The sequence below is a fragment of the Pulveribacter suum genome (genome assembly GCF_003013695.1).
GTDB classification, from domain to species: Bacteria; Pseudomonadota; Gammaproteobacteria; order Burkholderiales; family Burkholderiaceae_C; genus Melaminivora; species Melaminivora suum.
This window is the reverse complement of the sequence record NZ_CP027792.1, coordinates 1,314,710-1,332,279: the sequence shown is the minus strand read 5'-3', so window position 1 is coordinate 1,332,279 and position 17,570 is coordinate 1,314,710. Positions and strand designations below refer to the sequence as shown.

Annotated in this window: 16 protein-coding genes; 7 read left to right on the top strand and 9 right to left on the bottom strand. The window is 71.7% G+C overall.

Translation table 11 applies throughout. From position 1 onward, the window contains the following. The first annotated feature begins 41 nt into the window (after positions 1-41). From C7H73_RS06055 to accD, 6 genes are read left to right on the top strand one after another with little or no spacing between them, the layout of a single operon-like run. Complete coding sequence (locus C7H73_RS06055) at positions 42-2,723, top strand: FimV/HubP family polar landmark protein (RefSeq protein ID WP_106845829.1); 2,682 nt, start codon at positions 42-44, stop codon at positions 2,721-2,723. Positions 2,724-2,781: 58 nt separating this feature from the next. Continuing rightward, entirely contained in the window at positions 2,782-3,606 is an 825-nt protein-coding gene (gene truA / locus C7H73_RS06050; RefSeq protein WP_106845828.1) for a tRNA pseudouridine(38-40) synthase TruA, read from the top strand. Continuing rightward, a complete protein-coding gene (locus C7H73_RS06045; protein WP_106845827.1) occupies positions 3,603-4,340 on the top strand; it encodes a phosphoribosylanthranilate isomerase in 738 nt (245 codons plus the stop codon). Before truA ends, C7H73_RS06045 begins: the two co-directional genes overlap by 4 nt. Beyond that, positions 4,341-5,609 carry a tryptophan synthase subunit beta gene (trpB, locus tag C7H73_RS06040; RefSeq protein ID WP_106845826.1) on the top strand — a complete coding sequence of 423 codons (1,269 nt, stop codon included), beginning with the start codon at positions 4,341-4,343 and terminating at the stop codon, positions 5,607-5,609. Continuing rightward, positions 5,606-6,436, top strand: a complete 831-nt coding sequence (gene trpA / locus C7H73_RS06035; protein WP_106845825.1) for a tryptophan synthase subunit alpha — start codon at positions 5,606-5,608, stop codon at positions 6,434-6,436. The genes trpB and trpA overlap by 4 nt, the downstream gene beginning before the upstream one ends. Before the next feature lie 6 nt (positions 6,437-6,442). After that, entirely contained in the window at positions 6,443-7,315 is an 873-nt protein-coding gene (accD, locus tag C7H73_RS06030; protein ID WP_106845824.1) for an acetyl-CoA carboxylase, carboxyltransferase subunit beta, read from the top strand. A 154-nt stretch (positions 7,316-7,469) separates the two neighbouring features. On the opposite strand, the gene C7H73_RS06025 is transcribed toward accD, so the two are convergent. Then, positions 7,470-8,015 carry a YggT family protein gene (locus C7H73_RS06025; protein ID WP_106845823.1) on the bottom strand — a complete coding sequence of 182 codons (546 nt, stop codon included), beginning with the start codon at positions 8,013-8,015 and terminating at the stop codon, positions 7,470-7,472. A 71-nt stretch (positions 8,016-8,086) separates the two neighbouring features. Between C7H73_RS06025 and C7H73_RS06020 the strand changes: the two genes are divergently transcribed. Next, a complete protein-coding gene (locus C7H73_RS06020) occupies positions 8,087-8,719 on the top strand; it encodes an LON peptidase substrate-binding domain-containing protein (RefSeq protein ID WP_106845822.1) in 633 nt (210 codons plus the stop codon). Positions 8,720-8,721: 2 nt separating this feature from the next. Here C7H73_RS06020 and C7H73_RS06015 read toward each other — a convergent pair whose 3' ends face one another. The 8 genes from C7H73_RS06015 to C7H73_RS05980 all read right to left on the bottom strand — a co-directional run bounded on the left by C7H73_RS06015 (position 8,722) and on the right by C7H73_RS05980 (position 17,465). Continuing rightward, positions 8,722-10,551 (bottom strand): polysaccharide biosynthesis protein, encoded by a 1,830-nt coding sequence (locus C7H73_RS06015; protein WP_227001430.1) that lies wholly within the window; start codon positions 10,549-10,551, stop codon positions 8,722-8,724. Positions 10,552-10,612: 61 nt separating this feature from the next. Next, entirely contained in the window at positions 10,613-11,209 is a 597-nt protein-coding gene (locus tag C7H73_RS06010) for a sugar transferase (protein WP_106845821.1), read from the bottom strand. Next, on the bottom strand, positions 11,206-12,366 hold the full coding sequence (locus C7H73_RS06005) for a DegT/DnrJ/EryC1/StrS family aminotransferase (protein WP_106845820.1): 1,161 nt from the start codon (positions 12,364-12,366) through the stop codon (positions 11,206-11,208). Before C7H73_RS06005 ends, C7H73_RS06010 begins: the two co-directional genes overlap by 4 nt. Before the next feature lie 9 nt (positions 12,367-12,375). After that, the gene (locus C7H73_RS06000) at positions 12,376-13,065 is read right to left on the bottom strand and encodes a class I SAM-dependent methyltransferase (protein WP_106845819.1); all 690 of its coding nucleotides are present in this window, start codon (positions 13,063-13,065) and stop codon (positions 12,376-12,378) included. Continuing rightward, a complete protein-coding gene (locus C7H73_RS05995) occupies positions 13,062-14,105 on the bottom strand; it encodes a glycosyltransferase family 2 protein (RefSeq protein ID WP_227001429.1) in 1,044 nt (347 codons plus the stop codon). Before C7H73_RS05995 ends, C7H73_RS06000 begins: the two co-directional genes overlap by 4 nt. A 61-nt stretch (positions 14,106-14,166) precedes the next feature. After that, complete coding sequence (locus C7H73_RS05990; RefSeq protein ID WP_106845818.1) at positions 14,167-14,829, bottom strand: class I SAM-dependent methyltransferase; 663 nt, start codon at positions 14,827-14,829, stop codon at positions 14,167-14,169. Between the two features lie 93 nt (positions 14,830-14,922). Then, positions 14,923-16,098 (bottom strand): hypothetical protein, encoded by a 1,176-nt coding sequence (locus C7H73_RS15800; RefSeq protein ID WP_106845817.1) that lies wholly within the window; start codon positions 16,096-16,098, stop codon positions 14,923-14,925. After that, a complete protein-coding gene (locus tag C7H73_RS05980) occupies positions 16,095-17,465 on the bottom strand; it encodes a UDP-glucose dehydrogenase family protein (protein ID WP_106845816.1) in 1,371 nt (456 codons plus the stop codon). The genes C7H73_RS15800 and C7H73_RS05980 overlap by 4 nt, the downstream gene beginning before the upstream one ends. Positions 17,466-17,570: the final 105 nt, after the last annotated feature.

Genomic DNA, 17,570 nt, shown 5'->3' with positions numbered 1-17,570 from the left:
CGCCTCTCCCGGCAAACTCTCTTTCTGGATTCGTTGCACCCATGCGTCGCTGGAAATTCTCTGCCCTGGCTACGGCCGCCATCCTGTCTGCCGGCCTGTACGCCACCGAGGCCAGCGCCCTGGCGCTGGGGCGCCTGAACGTGCAATCCGCGCTGGGCGAACCGCTGCGCGCCGAGATCGACCTGCCGCAGATCACCCCGGCCGAAGCCGAGTCGCTGCGCGTGGGACCGGCCAGCCCCGAGGTGTTTCGCGCCCAGGGCATGGAATATTCCTCCGCCGCACACACCGTGCGCGTGCAGCTGCAGCGGCGCGCCGATGGCTCCATGGTGCTGCGCCTGAGCAGCACGCAGCCCATCAACGACCCGTTCGTGGACCTGGTCATCGACGCCAACTGGAGCTCGGGCCACATCGTGCGCAGCTACACCATGCTGCTGGACCCGCCCTCGCTGCGCCGCCCGCCCGCGGCCGTGACGGCCGCCCCCCAGGTGCAGGCACCGCGCGCCCAGGCTCCTGCTGCAGTGGTGCAGCGTGCCGAGCGTGTACCCGCCGCGCCCGCTGCCGCTGCCGCGCCGGTGCGCGCGCCCGCTGCCGCGCCTGCCGCCGCTTCCGCCGAGGGCGGCGAGGTGACCGTTCGCCCCGGCGACACCGCGGGTCGTATTGCTGGCGCCCACCGCCCGTCCGGCGTGTCGCTGGACCAGATGCTGGTGGCGCTGATGCGCGCCAACCCTGACGCCTTCGTCGGCGGCAACGTCAACCGCCTGCGCGCCGGCACCGTGCTGCAGCTGCCCAGCCAAAGCGATGCGCAGGCCACGGCGCCCGCCGAGGCCCGCCGCATCGTCGCTGCGCAAAGCCGCGACTTCAACCAGTTCCGCCGCCGCCTGGCCGATGCTGCCCCCGCTGCCCAGGTGGCCACGGCCGAGCGCTCCGCCAGCGGCAAGGTGCAGACCCAGGTCGAGGACAAGGCACCCAGCGGCGCCAGCCCGGACAAGCTGACCCTGTCCAAGAACGGCGCAAACACCGCCAAGGCCGACGAGCAGCTGGCCCGCGAGCGCCAGTCCGACCAGAACGCGGCCCGCATGGCCGAGCTGTCCAAGAACATCTCCGAACTCAACCAGCTGGGCAACGCTGGCACGGGCGCGGGCGCTGCGGGTGGCGCCGCTGCCACGCCCCAGGGCGCTGCACCTGGCGTCAACGTGCCGGCACCGGCAAGCCTGCCGGCGCCTGCCGCCAGCGAGGCGGCTCCTGCTGCAGCCCCCGCTGCCGCCGAGCCGGTGGCCTCTGCCGCCGAGGCGGCAGCCCCCGCGGCTTCGGCCGACCTCACCGCGGCGGCCGAAGGCGAGGCTTCCGCACCGCTGGAGCAGGCGTCCGCCCCCGCGCCTGAACCCGCACCGAAGCCCGCACCCGCGCCTGCCGCCCCGCCACCCCCGCCCTACGAGGAGCCCAGCTTCCTCGACTCCCTGACGGGCGACCCGCTGCTGGCCGGCGGCGCGCTGGCCATCGTCCTGTTGCTGCTGGGCTATGGCGGCTGGCGCGTGGTGCAAAAGCGCCGCGACAACGCCCCGGTGGACAGCTCCTTCATGGAAAGCCGGCTGACGCCCGACTCGTTCTTCGGTGCCAGCGGCGGCCAGCGCGTGGACACGGCCAACAGCGAGCTGGCCACCGGCTCGTCCTCCATGACCTACTCGCCCAGCCAGCTGGACGCCGGCGGCGACGTGGACCCCGTGGCCGAAGCCGACGTGTACCTGGCCTACGGCCGCGACCTGCAGGCCGAGGAAATCCTTAAGGAAGCGCAGCGCCACTACCCCGAGCGTGTCTCGATCCCCGCCAAGCTGGCCGAAATCTATGCCAAGCGCCAGGACCACCGCGCCCTGGCCGCTGCCGCCGGCGACGTGCTGCGCCTGACCAACGGCCAGGGCCCGGACTGGACGCGCGTGGCCGACCTGGGCCGCACGCTGGACCCGGACAACGCCCTGTACCAGCCTGGCGCCCACCCTGGCGCCCTGGGCACGGGCGCTGCAGCGGCCGGCGCTGCGGCAGTGGGCGTGGCAGCCAGCAGCTTTGCCAGCACGCTGGAGCAGCAGGACTACCGGGCCGACCCCTCGCCTGAATCCGTCCTGCCCGACCTGGACCTGGACCTCGATCTGGACCTGCACGAAGCCCCGCCGGCCCCTTCCGAGCCCAGCACGTTCGCTGCGGCAGCCGCCGGCATGGCAGCGCAGCCTCCCGCCGCTGCGGCCCCTGCCGCCAGCGCCGCGCCCGAGCTGCCGGCCATGGACCTGACCGCGCCGCCCCTGCCAGGCGGCACCTGGGACGCGGCTGCCCCGGCCCCTATGGAATTCACCCTGCCGGACAGCAACTCGCTGCCCACCGAGCCTTCGCCCCTGGACCTGGACGATGCCGGCCTGTCGCTGATGGATTCGGCCAGCGCCCCCTTGTCCGCCGACCCCGCGCCGGTCGCGCCCACGCTGGAGTTCGACCTGGGCGACCTGTCGCTGGACCTGGGTTCGTCCGATGGCGGCGAGACTCCCACCCTGGCGCAGCCGCTGGGCCAGGCCGCTGACGCCCTGCCCGAAGACCCGCTGGCCACCAAGCTGGCGCTGGCCGAGGAGTTCAACACCATCGGCGACGGCGAGGGCGCACGCGCCCTGGTCGAAGAGGTCATCGCCGAATCCTCTGGCGACCTGAAGGCCCGCGCCCAGCGCCTGCTGGCCAAGCTGTCCTGATGCCGGCATCGCCGTGTGTGCGCGGCGCCCGCCGCGCCACCGGCCGGAGGTCGCCCCGATGAGGATGGCGCTGGGCCTGAGCTATAACGGCCAGGCCTACAGCGGCTGGCAAAGCCAGCCGGGCGGCAACACCGTGCAGGACCGGCTGGAAGCGGCCCTGGCCCGCTTCGCCACGCAGCCCGTGCACACCCTGTGCGCCGGTCGCACGGATGCCGGTGTGCACGGCCTGATGCAAGTGGTGCACTTCGACACGCCGCTTGATCGCGCGCCGTTTTCCTGGGTGCGCGGCACCAACACCTTTTTGCCACCGGACATCGCCGTGCAATGGGCCCAGGCGGTGCCGCAGGCGTTCCACGCCCGTGCCAGCGCCACCGGCCGGCGCTATGCCTACGTGCTGCTGCAGTCCAGCGTCCGCCCCAGCGTCGATGCCGGCCGGGTGGGCTGGGTGTTCCGCCCGCTGGACGGCGCGGCGATGCAGCAAGCCGCGCAGTGTCTGCTGGGCGAGCACGATTTCACCTCCTTTCGCGCCAGCTCCTGCCAGTCGCACACACCCGTCAAGACCCTGCGCCGCATCGACATTTCGCGCCGCGGCCTGTCCGGACAGCCAGAAAATGAACTGCACGGCGTGGCGCCCTGCTACTGGCGCTTCGAGTTCGAGGGCAACGCGTTCCTGCACCACATGATCCGCAACATCATGGGCAGCCTGGTGCTGGTCGGCCAGGGCATCCAGCCCGTCGGCTGGATGAGCGAGGTGCTGGCCGCGCGCTCGCGCGACGCCGCCGCGCCCACCTTCTCGCCCGACGGGCTGTACTTCCTGGGCCCGCAGTACGACCCGGCCTGGGGCCTGCCCACGCGCACCGCTGCTTATGATTGGCTGCCATGAGCAGCGCCAGCACCCGCAGTCAGCCCACCGCGCAAGCGCGCACCCGCGTGAAGATCTGCGGCCTGACGCGCGAGCAGGACGTGGACGCGGCCGTGGCCTGCGGAGCCGACGCGGTCGGCTTCGTGCTGTATGCGAAAAGCCCGCGTGCCGTGACACCCGCGCGCGCCGCCGCGCTGGCGTCGCGGCTGCCGCCCTTTGTCACGCCGGTGCTGCTGTTCGTGAATGCGCCTGCTACTGAAGTGATAGCTGCCTGCGCAAGCGTGGCGGGCGCTAGCGCCCAATTTCATGGTAATGAAACGCCCGAGGACTGCCTGCGCGCCACGGAGGGCGGCCGCATCCCCTTTGTGCGCGCCGCGCGCATACCCCTGGGGGCCGAGGGTGCGCGCTTTCCCCTCGTAGAATACGCACGGCAATATTCCCACGCCCGCGCCATCTTGCTCGACGCCCTGGTCGAAGGCTATGGCGGAGGCGGCAAGGCATTCCATTGGTCACTCCTTCCACCCGCCGTCGGCTCTCACCTCGTTTTGTCTGGTGGACTCACGCCTGCAAACGTGACCGATGGCATCTTGCAGGTGCGAGCGCGCTGCCCGTCGCTCGCGGTTGACGTCAGCTCCGGCGTCGAGGCCACTGGCCCCGATGGCTCTGTCCTCAAGGGCATCAAGGACGCCGGCAAGATTGAACGCTTCATCGCCGCCGTGCGCGCGGCCGATGCGGCACCTGTAGCTTCCATTTAAATGTCCGCATACACCCAACCCGATGCCTCGGGCCACTTCGGCCCCTATGGCGGCAGCTTCGTCAGCGAGACGCTGACGCACGCCATCAACGAGCTGCGCGACGCCTACGCGCGCTACCAGAACGACCCCGAGTTCCAGGCGGAATTCCACCATGAGCTGGCGCACTTCGTGGGCCGGCCCTCGCCGGTCTATCACGCCGCGCGCACCAGCCGCGAGCTCGGCGGCGCGCAGATCTACCTCAAGCGCGAGGACCTGAACCACACCGGCGCGCACAAGATCAACAACGTGATCGGCCAGGCCATGCTCGCCAGGCGCATGGGCAAGCCGCGCATCATTGCCGAGACCGGCGCCGGCCAGCATGGCGTGGCCACAGCCACCATCTGCGCCCGCTACGGGCTGGAGTGCGTGGTCTATATGGGCGCCGAGGACGTGAAACGCCAAAGCCCCAACGTCTATCGCATGAAGCTGCTGGGCGCCACCGTGGTGCCGGTCGAATCCGGCAGCCGGACGCTGAAAGACGCCCTGAACGAGGCCATGCGCGACTGGGTGGCCAACGTGGACCACACGTTCTACATCATCGGCACGGTGGCCGGCCCGCACCCCTACCCGATGATGGTGCGCGACTTCCAGAGCGTGATCGGCCAGGAGTGCCTGACGCAGATGCCCGCCATGCTGGCAGAGCGTGGCATCGCCGCCGAGCAGCCCGACGTGGTCGTCGCCTGCGTGGGCGGCGGCAGCAACGCCATGGGCATCTTCCACCCCTACATCGGCCATGCCGGCACGCGCCTGATCGGCGTGGAGGCCGCAGGCGAAGGCCTGGACTCGGGCAAGCATTCGGCCAGCCTGCAGCGGGGCTCCAGCGGCGTGCTGCATGGCAACCGCACTTTCATCCTGCAGGACGAGAACGGCCAGATCACCGAGACGCACAGCATCAGCGCCGGGCTGGACTACCCCGGCGTGGGCCCCGAGCACGCCTGGCTGCAGGAGATCAAGCGGGCCGAGTATGTCGGCATCACCGATCAGGAAGCGCTGGCCGCCTTTCACCACCTGTGCCGCACCGAGGGCATCATCCCGGCGCTGGAATCCAGCCACGCCTTTGCCTATGCCATGAAGCTGGCGCCGACCATGGCTGCTGAGCAGTCCATCCTGGTGAACCTGTCCGGTCGCGGCGACAAGGACATTGGCACCGTCGCCGACCTGTCGGGCGCGGATTTCTATGACCGCCCCAGCATGCGCGGCCTCACCGTCAAGGGAGGACCGGCCGCATGACCCGCATTGCCACCACCTTTGCCGCCCTGGAGGCGGCCGGTCGCAAGGCCCTGATTCCCTACGTGACGGCCGGCTTCCCCTTTGCCGATATCACCCCCGCCCTCATGCACGGCATGGTCGAGGCGGGTGTGGACGTGATCGAGCTGGGCGTGCCGTTCTCCGACCCCATGGCCGACGGCCCGGTGATCCAGAAGGCGGGCGAGAAGGCTTTGTCCATGGGCGTCGGCCTGGCGCAGGTGCTGGAGATGGTGCGCACCTTCCGCCAGCGCAACCAGACGACGCCCGTGGTCCTGATGGGCTACGCCAACCCGCTGGAGCGCTACGAGCAGCGCCATGGCAAGGGCAGCTTTGCACGCGACGCGCAGGCCGCTGGCGTCGACGGCCTGTTGATCGTGGACTACCCACCCGAAGAGTGCGAAGCGTTTGCCGACGAGTTGCGCGCGCACGGCATTGACCTGATCTTCCTGCTGGCGCCCACCTCCACGCCCGAGCGCATGCAGCAGGTGGCGCGCGTGGCCAGCGGCTATGTGTACTACGTCTCGCTCAAGGGCGTGACGGGCTCGGGGGCGCTGAACACCGACGAGGTGGCAGCCATGCTGCCGCGCATCCGCGAACACGTCAAAATCCCGGTTGGCGTGGGCTTTGGCATCCGCGACGCGGCCACCGCCCAGGCGATTGGCCGCGTGGCCGACGCGGTGGTCATCGGCAGCCGGCTGATCCAGCTGATCGACGGCCAGCCGCACGAGCGCGTGGTCGGCATCACCGTGGACTTCCTGCGCCAGATCCGCAAAGCGTTAGACACGGCAAGCGACGAGAACAAGAGGTAACCCGACATGTCCTGGCTTGAAAAACTCCTGCCCTCCAAGATCCAGCAGACCGACCCGGCCGAGCGCCGGCAGATGCCCGAGGGGCTGTGGATCAAGTGCCCCAGCTGTGAGGCCGTGCTCTACAAGAACGACCTGGAGGCCAACCAGAACGTCTGCCCCAAGTGCGGCCATCACCACCGCATCGGCGCGCGCGCGCGCCTCAACGCCTTCCTGGACGGCGAGGGCCGCTACGAGATCGGCCAGGAGGTGCTGCCCGTCGATCCGCTGAAGTTCAAGGACAGCCGCAAGTACCCCGAGCGCCTGAAGGAAGCGCTGGAGAACACCGGCGAGACCGACGCGCTGGTGGTCATGGGCGGCGCCGTGAAAAGCATCAACGTGGTCGTGGCCTGCTTTGAGTTCGACTTCATGGGCGGCTCCATGGGCTCTGTGGTGGGCGAGCGCTTTGTGCGCGGAGTGGAGACCGCCATCGAGCAGAAGGTGCCCTTCATCTGCTTTACCGCCACCGGCGGCGCGCGCATGCAGGAAGGGCTGCTGTCGCTGATGCAGATGGCCAAGACCAACGCTGCGCTGACGCGTCTGGCCAAGCGCGGCCTGCCCTACATCAGCGTGCTGACCGACCCGACCATGGGCGGCGTATCCGCCGGGTTTGCTTTCGTGGGCGACATGGTGATTGCAGAGCCCAAGGCCCTGATCGGCTTTGCCGGCCCGCGCGTGATCGAATCCACCGTGCGTGTCACGCTGCCCGAAGGCTTTCAGCGCGCCGAATTTTTGCAGACCAAGGGCGCGGTGGACTGCATCGTGGACCGCCGCGAGCTGCGCGACACCGTGGCCCGCAGCCTGGCCATGCTGCAGCGCCTGCCGGCGGACGCCGTGGCCTGAGCCGTCCAGCCCATCCGCAAAAAAAGACCGCCCGGCCCGGCGGTCTTTTTTGTGCCCAACACCAGCAGCAGGCTGGCAAGCAATTATCAAAAATGATAGCTGTCAGCGCTTATCTGGCAGGCGCTAGAGGCCTTTTTTACTCATAATCAAGGCGTCACAGCAGCACGCCCGCCTGCAGGTGTGCCAGCACGATCATCAGCACCTGCAGCACCACCAGCACCACCAGCGGCGACAAATCCACCCCACCCAGCAGGGGCACCAGGCGGCGCACCGGGGCCAGCAGCGGCTCGCACAGGCGCGCCACCACGTCGGCGATGGGCGAGCGCGTCTGCACCCACGACAGGATGGCGTAGACGATCACCAGCACCATCAGCCCCATGACTGCCACGTGCGCCGTGCCAAACAACGCCATGACCGGTGCCCAGGCCAGGCCGGTGCCGCCCAGCAGCAGTGCCAGCAGCAGGTACTGGCCCAGCTTGAGCAGCAGGGCGGCGGCCAGGCTGGCCAGATCCCAGCGGCCGGCAGGGGGCACGGCCTTGCGCAGCGGCAGCACCAGCCAGTCCGTCAGCGCGAACACCAGCCGCCCGAGCGGGTTGCCAAAGGACACGCGCTGCAGCTGCATGTACAGCCGCAGCAGGCACGCGCCCGCCAGCAGGCCGGTGGCCACGTCAAGGAGATAGGTCAGGATCTGGAGCAGCATGGGTGTTGACTGGCATGAAGGAGTGGCCGGGCCGTGGGATGATAGCCACGCACTGCTGCCCTCCTGCGCCCATGTCCCAAGCCCTGACCCTGACTTCCCTGCCCCTGTTCCCGCTGTCCACGGTGCTGTTTCCCGGCGGCGCGCTGCAGCTGCGCGTGTTCGAGGTGCGCTACCTGGACATGGTGCGCAAGTGCCGGGCCGCGGGCGCGCCCTTCGGCGTGGTGGCACTGGTGGGCGGCAGCGAGGTGCGCCGCGCGGGCGCGCCGGCCGAGCAGCTGCACGAGGTGGGCACGCTGGCCACCATCGAGCAGCTGGACAGCCCCCAGCCCGGCCTCATCACCCTGCGCTGCCAGGGCATGCAGCGCTTTCGCATCACCGGCAAGAGCCGCCTGCCGCACGGCCTGTGGGTGGCCGACGTGCAGCAGCTGCCTCCAGACATGCCTGTGCCCGTGCCGCAGGACCTGCAGCACGCCGCCGCCGCGCTGACCCAGGCCCTGGCCTCGCTGCGCGAGCGCGGTGAACTGCCCCAGCCTGCGACGCACGAGGCAGAGCAGCTGCACGACTGCGGCTGGGTGGCCAACCGCTGGTGCGAGTTGCTGCCCCTGCCGCTGGCACTGCGCCAGCAGCTGATGGCGCTGGACAATCCATTGATGCGGCTGGAGCTGGTGAGCGACGTGCTGGAGCGCACCGGCATCGCGCGGTGAACTCAGAACCGCGGCGCGTACTCGGGCACGCGTTCGCGCAGGCCCTCGCGCAGCGCCTGGGGCTCGGGCGCGGCGCCCAGGCCGCGCACCCAGCGCTCCAGCGCCTGGAGGTCGGCCAGCGGCGGCCCAGCCTCGCGCACCACGCGCAAGCGCGGGTGGGCCGTGGGCTCGGTGGTCTCGCCATTGGCCAGCCATTCCTCAAACAGCTTCTCGCCCGGGCGCAGGCCGGTAAACGCAATGGGGACCTCGGCCTCCGTCTTGCCTGACAGGCGGATCAAGAGACGCGCCAGCTCCACGATGCGCACCGGCTCGCCCATGTCCAGCACATAGATCTGGCCGGAGCGGCCCATCCAGCCCGCCTGCACCACCAGCTGCGCGGCCTCGGGGATGGTCATGAAGTAGCGCACGATGTCCGGGTGCGTGACGGTGACCGGCCCGCCACGTGCAATCTGGCTGGAAAACAGCGGCACCACCGAGCCGCTGGAGCCCAGCACATTGCCAAAGCGCACGGCCACGTACTGCGTGCCCGGGTGCTGCGCGGCCACGGCCTGCACCACCCGCTCGGCCAGGCGCTTGCTGGCGCCCATCACGTTGGTCGGGTTCACGGCCTTGTCGGTGGAGACCAGCACGAACCGGGCGGCCCCGCATGCGCCAGCGGCGCGGGCCAGGTTGAGCGTGCCCAGCACGTTGGTGTGCAGGGCCTCGATCTCGTTGAGCTCCTCCATCAGCGGCACATGCTTGTAGGCCGCCGCGTGGAACACCACGGCCGGGCGGTGCCGGGCGGCAATGGCCGCCATGCGCTCGGGCTCGCGCACATTGGCCGTGTAGTAGTGGGCCTGCAGGTGCGGGTGCGCCGCGTGCAGCTCCTGGGCCAGCTCGTAGATTGCCGCCTCGGAGGCATCCACGCACACCAGCCGCGCCACGCCCAGGCGGGCCACCTGGCGGCACAGCTCGGCGCCGATGGAGCCGCCCGCACCGCTGACCAGCACTGTCTGGCCGGACAGCCAGTCGGCCAGGTCGCGCGCATCCAGCACCACGGGCGTGCGCCCCAGCAAGTCCTCCAGCTGCACCTGGCGCAGGTCGGGAGCAGGTGCGCTCAGCCAGTGGTCGGCCACCGGCATCGACAGTACGTTCAGCCCCGTGCCCGACCAGCGCAGCAGCACTTCGCGCCGCAGCGCCGAGCCCGGTGAGCTGGCCACCAGCACCGAGCGCACGCCCAGCGCCTCGGCCACGCTGCCCAGGGACTCGCTGGCGCCGACCACGGCCACGTCCTGCAAGCTGCGCCCGGCGTCCTCGCCGCGCGGCGAGACGATGCCCACCGGGTGCCAGCCGGGCACGCCCTTGAGGGTGCGCAGCGCCTGGTCGGCCTCCTCCAGCGTGCCGACGATGAGCAGCGGCTTGCGCCCGGGCGGGCGTTGGCGCTGGGCGCGCCGCTCGGCCAGCGTGCGCCAGGCGGCGCGGCTGCCGGCCAGCAGCACCAGCGTCAGCACGCCGAACAGCGGCAGCACCGAGCGCGCAAAGCCCTCGTAGCGCAGCGCCATGATGCTGGCCGTGGCCGCCAGCGTGCCCAGCAGCACGCCCCAGGCCAGGCGGCGCAGGTCGGCCAGTCCCACGTAGCGCCAGGCCTGGCGCTGCACCTGCGCCAGGCCCAGGCCCATGGCCATGCACAGCACGCCCCAGGGCATGGTCCTGAACGCCAAGGACAGGTACTCCTGCGGCATCTCGAAGTTGAAGCGCAGCCAGAACGCCGCCCACCAGGCCAGCGCCACCATGGCCAGGTCGGCCAGCGCGAACAGCAGCACGCCCCGGCTCCAGCGCATGGGAATGCTCATGGGGTCGCCTCCGTGCTTTGCACTGCGGCGCAAGCCCCCTTTGGAGCGGCCGGGCGGGCACTCATGCCCCGCCTCCGCCCAGCAGCGCAGCAGCGGTGCGCAGCACGATGGCCAGGTCGCCCCGCAGGCTTTGCGTGCGCACGTAGTCCAGGTAGTAGCGCTGCTTGAGCGGCATGAGCGTGTCGATGTAGGTGCGCTCGGGCTCGGGGGACGCGGCCAGCAGCTCCTCCTCGCGGCGGAAGGCGATGCTGGCCGGGTCGGTCAGGCCGGGGCGCACGGACAGGATGACGCTGCGCGCCTCGGCCGGGTACAGCGCCATGTAGCGTGCCACCTCCGGGCGCGGCCCCACCAGGCTCATGCGGCCGCGCAGCACGTCCAGCAGCTGCGGCAGCTCGTCCAGCTTGTGGCGGCGCAGCACGCGGCCCACGCGGGTGATGCGGGCATCCCCCGAGGCGGTGACCAGCGGGCCACTTTCGCCCGTGCGCATGGTGCGGAACTTGTGGATGCGAAACGGCCTGCCGTGCAGGCCCACGCGCTCCTGGCGAAACAGCGCCGGCCCTGGCGAATCCAGCCGCACGGCCAGCGCCAGCGCCAGCAGCAGCGGCCACAGCAGCGCCAGCGCCATCAGGGCCGCGGCGATGTCCAGCGCCCGTTTCATGCGCCCGGCAGCACACGGCGCACGGCCGCAGCCACGCGCTGCACCGTGGCGTCGTCCATGCGGCTGTAGATCGGCAGCGAGGCGGTGTGCTCATACACCGCCTGGCTGACGGGGAAGTCGCCCGCGTCCAGGCCGCAGGACTGGCGCCAGTAGCTCATCTGGTGCAGGGGCACGTAGTGCACGCTCATGCCGATGCCCTGGGCGAACATGGCGTCGATGAAGGCGTCGCGCGCCATGCCGTGCACCTGCACGGCAAACAGGTGCCAGGCGTGCACATCGCCCGGGGCCGGCAGCGGCGGCAAGGCCAGCGGCAGGTCGGCCAGGGCCTCGCGGTAGGCCGCGGCGATCTCGGCACGCCGCTGCTGCATGGCCCGCAGCCGGGGCAGCTGCGCCAGGCCGATGGCGGCGGCGATGTCCGTCAGGTTGTACTTGAAGCCCGGCGCCACCACGTCGTAGCGCCAGGCCGGCACGGCGGTGTTGAAGCGGGCGAAGGCGTCGCGGTCGATGCCGTGCAGCCGCATGGCGCGGGCGCGCCGGGCGTGGGTCTCGTCACGCAGCACCAGCATGCCGCCCTCGCCGGTGGTCATGGTCTTGTTGGCATAAAAGCTGAAGACGGTGGCGTCGCTGCCCAGGGTGCCGACCAGCTGCCCGGCGTGCGTGGCCGGCAGCGCATGGGCCGCGTCCTCGACCACACGCAGGCCGTGGGCACGCGCCAACGCCAGCAGGGCCGTCATGTCGGCGCTGCGCCCGCCGAAGTGCACGACGATCAGGGCGCGTGTGCGCGGCGTGATGCGCGCCGCCACCTGGGCCGGATCGATGCACAGGGTATGCGGCTCGATGTCCACCAGCACCGGCTGGGCGCCCATGTAGCGGATGACCTCGGCCGTGGCGGTGAAGGTGTGGGTGGTGGTGATGACCTCGTCGCCCGGGCCGATGCCCAGCGCATCCAGCGCCAGGTGCAGGCCGGCGGTGGCGGAATTGACCGCCAGCACATGCAGGCCTGAAGCGCCCAGGAAGCCGGCAAAGGCTTTCTCGAAACGCGCCACCTTGGGGCCTGTGGTGAGCCAGCCCGAGCGCAGGGTGTCCAGCACCTCGGCTTCCTCCTGCGGGCCGATGTCGGGCAGGGCGAAGGGCACGAAAGGGTCGGTCGATGGCATGGCGGCAGGTCAGGGTTTCTCGATCAGGCACAGCACGTGGGTACGCAGCCAGGGCAGCGCGTTGGCCCAGGCATACAGGCCGGGATGGGCGCGGCACAGCATGCGCCCGAGCGGTGGCGCCAGCGTGACGCGGCGCGCCTGCATGCGCCCTTGGGGCAGCAGCGCGCGCACGCGGGCCAGGGGCACGCCGCGCACGTCGGGGTTGCGCGGGTTGCCCACGGTGAAATCGTGCCACAGTACGGCCCCGCCCGGGCGCAGCCAGTGCCAGGCGCGGGCGGCCAGCGCCTGCTGGGCGGCGTCCGACAACAGGGACGAAAACACGGTGAACAGCAGCAACAGGTCCTGGCTGGCCTCCGGCACGTCGGCCTGCAGCGCGTCGGCGGCATGGATGCGGCAGGCGGCGGGCAGCGCGGCGCGCGCCTGCCCGGCCCGCTCGGCCTGCAGCTCCAGCCCCTGCAGCAGCGCGGGCGTGGCGCCCAGGCGAATCAGGTCTTGCAGATTGCCGCCGCTGCCGCAGCCCACCTCCAGCACCGACAGGTCCGCCAAGCGGCGCCCGGCCAGCAGGCGCACCATGGCGCGCTGGCGCTCCTGCCAGGCGGCCAGGGCGTAGGCATCGGTCAGGGCGTAGCGCCGTGCGTCCAGGGCCGCATCACGCCTTGCGTAGCGCTGGCGCACGCGGCTGGACTCGTCCTGGCTCATCGCGTCAGCGCTCCCCAGCGCGACTGCGGCGCGCGGTGGCGCCACCAGTCCCACCAGCCGCGCAGCGAGCCCCAGCCGTAGCCCAGGTGGTAGGCCGCGATGACCGCTACTGCGCGCGTGGCCACGCCTGGCCCCACGCCGCGCATGCCGGCGATGGCCAGCGCCAGCAGCAGGCTGTAGGCCAGCAGCAGCGCGGCCAGGGGCCCGGGGCTCCAGGCCAGGGCCAGGCCGGCGCCCGCCATCAGTGCCAGCACAAAGGCGGCGGGCACCAGGTGGCGCAGGGCGGCGGCCTGGCCGTGTCTGGCAATGACAAAGGGCTTCCAGTAGCCGTACTGCTGGTACTGGCGAAAGACCTGGCCCAGCCGTGCGCGGGGGTAGTACGTGCTGCGGATGAGCGGGCTCTGCCAGACGCGCCCACCGGCGCGGCGCAGGCGCAGGTTGTGCTCGTCGTCCTGGTTGCGCACCAGCTGCTCGTCGAAGCATCCGAAGTGCGCAAAGGTGGCGCGCGGCCAGCAACCCAGATAGACGGTGTCCACCTCGCCCTCGTACCCGAGGTCGCGCGAGCGCGCGCCGCCTGCCACCCAGGGCGACTGGAAGGCCGCGGCCACGGCACGCTGCATGGGCGTGTGGCCTTGGGCGCGCCAGGGGCCGCCCACGTTGTCTGCGCCCGTTTGCTGCAGCACGGCGATGCACTGGGCCAGGTAGTCGGGGGCGTATTCGCTGTGGATGTCCAGCCGGGCGATCACCGCGCCCTGCGCGGCGGCAATGCAGCGGTTGAGCCCGCTGGAGACGATGCGCCCCGGGTTGTCCAGCCAGCGAAAGCGCGCGTCCTGCTCGCACTGGCGCTGCAGCAGCTCGCGCGTGCCGTCGTCGCTGGCGCCATCGGCGATCAGCACCTCCATCTGCCAGCCGGGCGGCAGCTGCTGGCGGGCCGCACTGGCGCAAAACGCCTCGATGTGCGCGCGCTCGTTGCGGCAGGGGGCGATGACGGAGACCAGTTGCGGCGTGCCTGCGCCGCCAGCCAGGGGCGGCGCGCTCACGGGGCAGCCTGCGTGCTTGGCACTGCGGTGCGCGCTTGCGTGGGACGGCCCGGCGCGGCGCTCATGCCCGCGCGCCGCCGCCGCAGCGAAAGTAGTAGTGATAGCGGTGCATCGGGAAGACCCCGCTGTCCACGGCGCCCCAGCGCTCGCGCATGGCCGCCTCCAGCGCACCGCGGCGGGTGCGCCAGTGCGAGGCGATCTCCCAGTAGTGCCCATCGGTCAGCCGCCTGCGGCAGGGGATGCGCAGGCCCAGCGCTACGTCCACGAAGCGGTTGTGGATGCCCAGCCTTCCGGCCAGCCCCAGCCACGGGAAATGCCCCGGCAGCGAGAGGAAGGCCCGCGGGGCCAGCGCACGCAGTGCATCCAGCTGCGCGCCGAACTGCTCAAAGGGGATGTGCTCCAGCACCTCGCAGCACGAGACCACGTCGAACGATTCGCCCGCCAGCAGCGCCGGCAGCTGGCCCAGGGGCGCGCACAGGTCGGCGCCCAGCGCGGGATTGATGTCGGCCGTCACCACCTCGATGCCGGCCTGGCGCAGGAAGGTGGAGACGAAACCGTTGCCCACGCCCACCTCCAGCACCCGGCGTGGGCGCATGGCGTGCAGCTGCAGCACCTGGAACGACATGGAGTGCAGATGCTCGGGCGTGAAGTTGGCCTCGCCCACGTAGTGGCCACGATCGAGCGTCGCCTCGCGCTGCGCGCCCACCCTGCCCTGCCTGCCCATGCGTTGCCTTTACAGAAAATTCAAGCCAAATCGGCCTCCAGCGCCCGCCCATCAAGCGCCAGCAGCTATCAATTTTGACAGACCGCAGCCATTCTACGCAGCCGCCCGCACGGCCCGCAGCGCCAGCGCAATGTACGCCGCATAGACCAGCGAGGCCGCCGCCGCGTACAGCGCGGCCACGCCCGCCACGCCGCCCCACCCGTAGCCCGCCACGGCCGCGCCCAGCGCGGCTGCGCACAGCAGGCCTTGCAGCAGCACGCTGGTGCCCAGCCAGCCGCGCCAGGCCGGCAGGAAGGCCACCGGGCTGGCCACCAGCCGCACGGCGCCCAGGGGCGCCAGCGCCGCCACCACCCACACCAGCTCCCGCCCCTGGGCCGGGAAGAGCCAGGGCACCATGGCAGGCGCCAGCGCCATCAGCGCCGCGTGCACCGGCAGCGACAGCAGCGCCATGCGCACCAGCGCCGCCGCCACGGCCGCGCGCCCTGCGCCGGCCACCACGCGCGCGCGCAGATCGTCCGCCCAGGCCAGGCCCACCAGGCTGGTGGGCAGCATGGCCGCGCGCAGCCCCAGGGCGATGGCGCCGGCTGCCGCGTCGCCGCCCATCCAGCCCACGGCCAGCACCTGGCCGTGGTTGGCCGCGGTGTTGAGGGCCAGGCCTGTCCATTCCGCCCGGGCAAAGCGCCAGTGGGCGCGCAGCAGGCGGCGGTCCCAGCCAGGCACCGACGCCCGCGCGCGCGGCAACAGCGCCCAGGCCAGCCAGGCCGCGGCCGGCACGGTCCACGCGGCAGCGGCCGGCCGCTCCAGCGCGCAGGCCAGCAGCTGCAGCGGCACCATCAGCAGGGCGGGCAGCGCCCGCGCGGCCGCGGCGCTGGCCAGGCGGTGGGCGCGCGCCTGCTCGGTGGCGCGGATCTGCAGCAGCGCCAGCGGCCCCACAGCCAGCGCACCGGCGGCCAGCCAGTGCGGCGCGCCGCCGGCCAGCGCCGCCAGCGCCAGCACGGCGGCGGCCAGCGCCGTCGTCCACGCCACCCGACGCGCGCTGGCGAACAGGCGCCGGGCGCGGCGCTCTCGCGCCTGCAACTGGCCGGCGTATTCCAGCCGCAGCGGGGCCAGCGCCGCCGCCACGCTGGCCAGGGCCAGCGCCTGGCTCCAGGCGCCGAACGGCTGGGCGCCCAGCCAGGCAGACAGCAGCCAGGCCGAGGCGAAGAAGGCGCCGTGCTGCGCCAGCGTGAAGGCGACGGCGGCGCGCACGCCCTGGCCCAGGTCCCTCACCGCTGCCCGCGCCCCACGCCCTGGTAGAAAAACCCCTGGCGCCCGAGCTCGGCCGGGTCGAACAGGTTGCGCCCGTCGAAGATGACCGGCGCGCGCAGCGCCCGGCGCAGGGCGGCGAAGTCGGGGCTGCGGTAGATCTTCCATTCAGTGGCGATCACCAGCGCATCGGCGCCCTGGGCGGCCTGCAGCGGGCCGGCGCAAAAGGCCACGTGGGGCGCCAGCCGCGCGCGCCGGGCGGGCGGGTCGCCCGCCATCAGCTGCTCCAGCGAATGCACCAGCGGGTCGTGCGCCTGCACGCGCGCGCCGGCGGCCACCAGCCGGCGCACCAGAATGCGGCTGGGCGCCTCGCGCACATCGTCGGTGCCGGGCTTGAATGTGAGGCCCCACAGGGCGATCACCCGCCCCGCCAGCGAGCCGCCAAAATGCTGCAGCAGGCGCTGCACGAAGCGCCCGGCCTGAGCGTCGTTGACGGCCTGCACAGCCTCGACCACGCGCAGGCGCTGGCCGGCGCCGCGCGCCGTGTGGCACAGGGCGGCCACGTCCTTCGGAAAGCACGATCCGCCGTAGCCCAGGCCGGCGTAGATGAAGTCATAGCCGATACGCCGGTCCGAGCCGATGCCGCGGCGCACCTGCTCGATGTCGGCGCCCACGGCGTCGGCCAGCGCTGCCATGTCGTTCATGAAACTGATCTTGGTGGCCAGCAGGGCATTGGCGGCGTACTTGGCCAGCTCGGCGCTCTTCACGTCCATCACCACCATGCGCTCGCGGTTGCGGTTGAAGGGCGCGTAGGCGCGGCGCAGCAGGCCGGCCGCGCGCTCGCCAGCGCGGCCCTCGGGCACGCCGATGACGACGCGGTCCGGGCGCATGAAGTCCTCCACCGCCGCGCCCTCCTTGAGAAATTCCGGGTTGGAGGCTACGGCGAACGCCGGCACGCGGGCCAGCTGGCGCGCGGCCAGCCCCTGGGCAATGGCGTCGTGCACGCGCTGCGCCGTGCCCACCGGTACGGTGGACTTGTTGGCCACCACCAGGAAGCGCGACACGTGCCGGCCCACGGCGTGCGCCACCTCCAGCACCTGCGTCAGGTCGGCGCTGCCATCCGCCGCCATGGGCGTACCCACGGCGATGAACAGCACTTGGGCATGGCGCACGCCCAGCGCCACATCGGTGGCGAAGGCCAGGCGCCCGGCCGCCAGGTTGCGCGCCACCAGCTCCTGCAGGCCGGGCTCGTGCAGCGGCACCTCGCCGGACTGCAGCTGCGCCACGCGCAGAGCGTCGCGTTCCACGCAGACGACGTGATTGCCCAGTTCCGCGAAGCAGGCGCTGGAGACCAGGCCCACATAGCCCGCGCCGATGATGGTGATCTTCATGATGGGTTGGCTGCAATGAAGGGCCCAGCGCGCGGGCAGGGCCTAAAATCCCGCGATTGTCCCAAAGCGCGCACCGCGCCGGCGGGCCGGGCCAGCGCCCCGCCA

Coding starts and splice junctions, on each gene's coding strand:
- C7H73_RS05980 (WP_106845816.1), bottom strand. CDS start 17,465: ATGAAGATCACCATCATCGGCGCGGGCTATGTGGGCCTGGTCTCCAGC.
- C7H73_RS06055 (WP_106845829.1), top strand. CDS start 42: ATGCGTCGCTGGAAATTCTCTGCCCTGGCTACGGCCGCCATCCTGTCT.
- C7H73_RS06005 (WP_106845820.1), bottom strand. CDS start 12,366: ATGCCATCGACCGACCCTTTCGTGCCCTTCGCCCTGCCCGACATCGGC.
- accD (WP_106845824.1), top strand. CDS start 6,443: ATGTCCTGGCTTGAAAAACTCCTGCCCTCCAAGATCCAGCAGACCGAC.
- C7H73_RS06010 (WP_106845821.1), bottom strand. CDS start 11,209: ATGAAACGGGCGCTGGACATCGCCGCGGCCCTGATGGCGCTGGCGCTG.
- C7H73_RS06020 (WP_106845822.1), top strand. CDS start 8,087: ATGTCCCAAGCCCTGACCCTGACTTCCCTGCCCCTGTTCCCGCTGTCC.
- trpA (WP_106845825.1), top strand. CDS start 5,606: ATGACCCGCATTGCCACCACCTTTGCCGCCCTGGAGGCGGCCGGTCGC.
- trpB (WP_106845826.1), top strand. CDS start 4,341: ATGTCCGCATACACCCAACCCGATGCCTCGGGCCACTTCGGCCCCTAT.
- C7H73_RS06025 (WP_106845823.1), bottom strand. CDS start 8,015: ATGCTGCTCCAGATCCTGACCTATCTCCTTGACGTGGCCACCGGCCTG.
- C7H73_RS06015 (WP_227001430.1), bottom strand. CDS start 10,551: ATGAGCATTCCCATGCGCTGGAGCCGGGGCGTGCTGCTGTTCGCGCTG.
- C7H73_RS05990 (WP_106845818.1), bottom strand. CDS start 14,829: ATGGGCAGGCAGGGCAGGGTGGGCGCGCAGCGCGAGGCGACGCTCGAT.
- truA (WP_106845828.1), top strand. CDS start 2,782: ATGAGGATGGCGCTGGGCCTGAGCTATAACGGCCAGGCCTACAGCGGC.
- C7H73_RS06000 (WP_106845819.1), bottom strand. CDS start 13,065: ATGAGCCAGGACGAGTCCAGCCGCGTGCGCCAGCGCTACGCAAGGCGT.
- C7H73_RS06045 (WP_106845827.1), top strand. CDS start 3,603: ATGAGCAGCGCCAGCACCCGCAGTCAGCCCACCGCGCAAGCGCGCACC.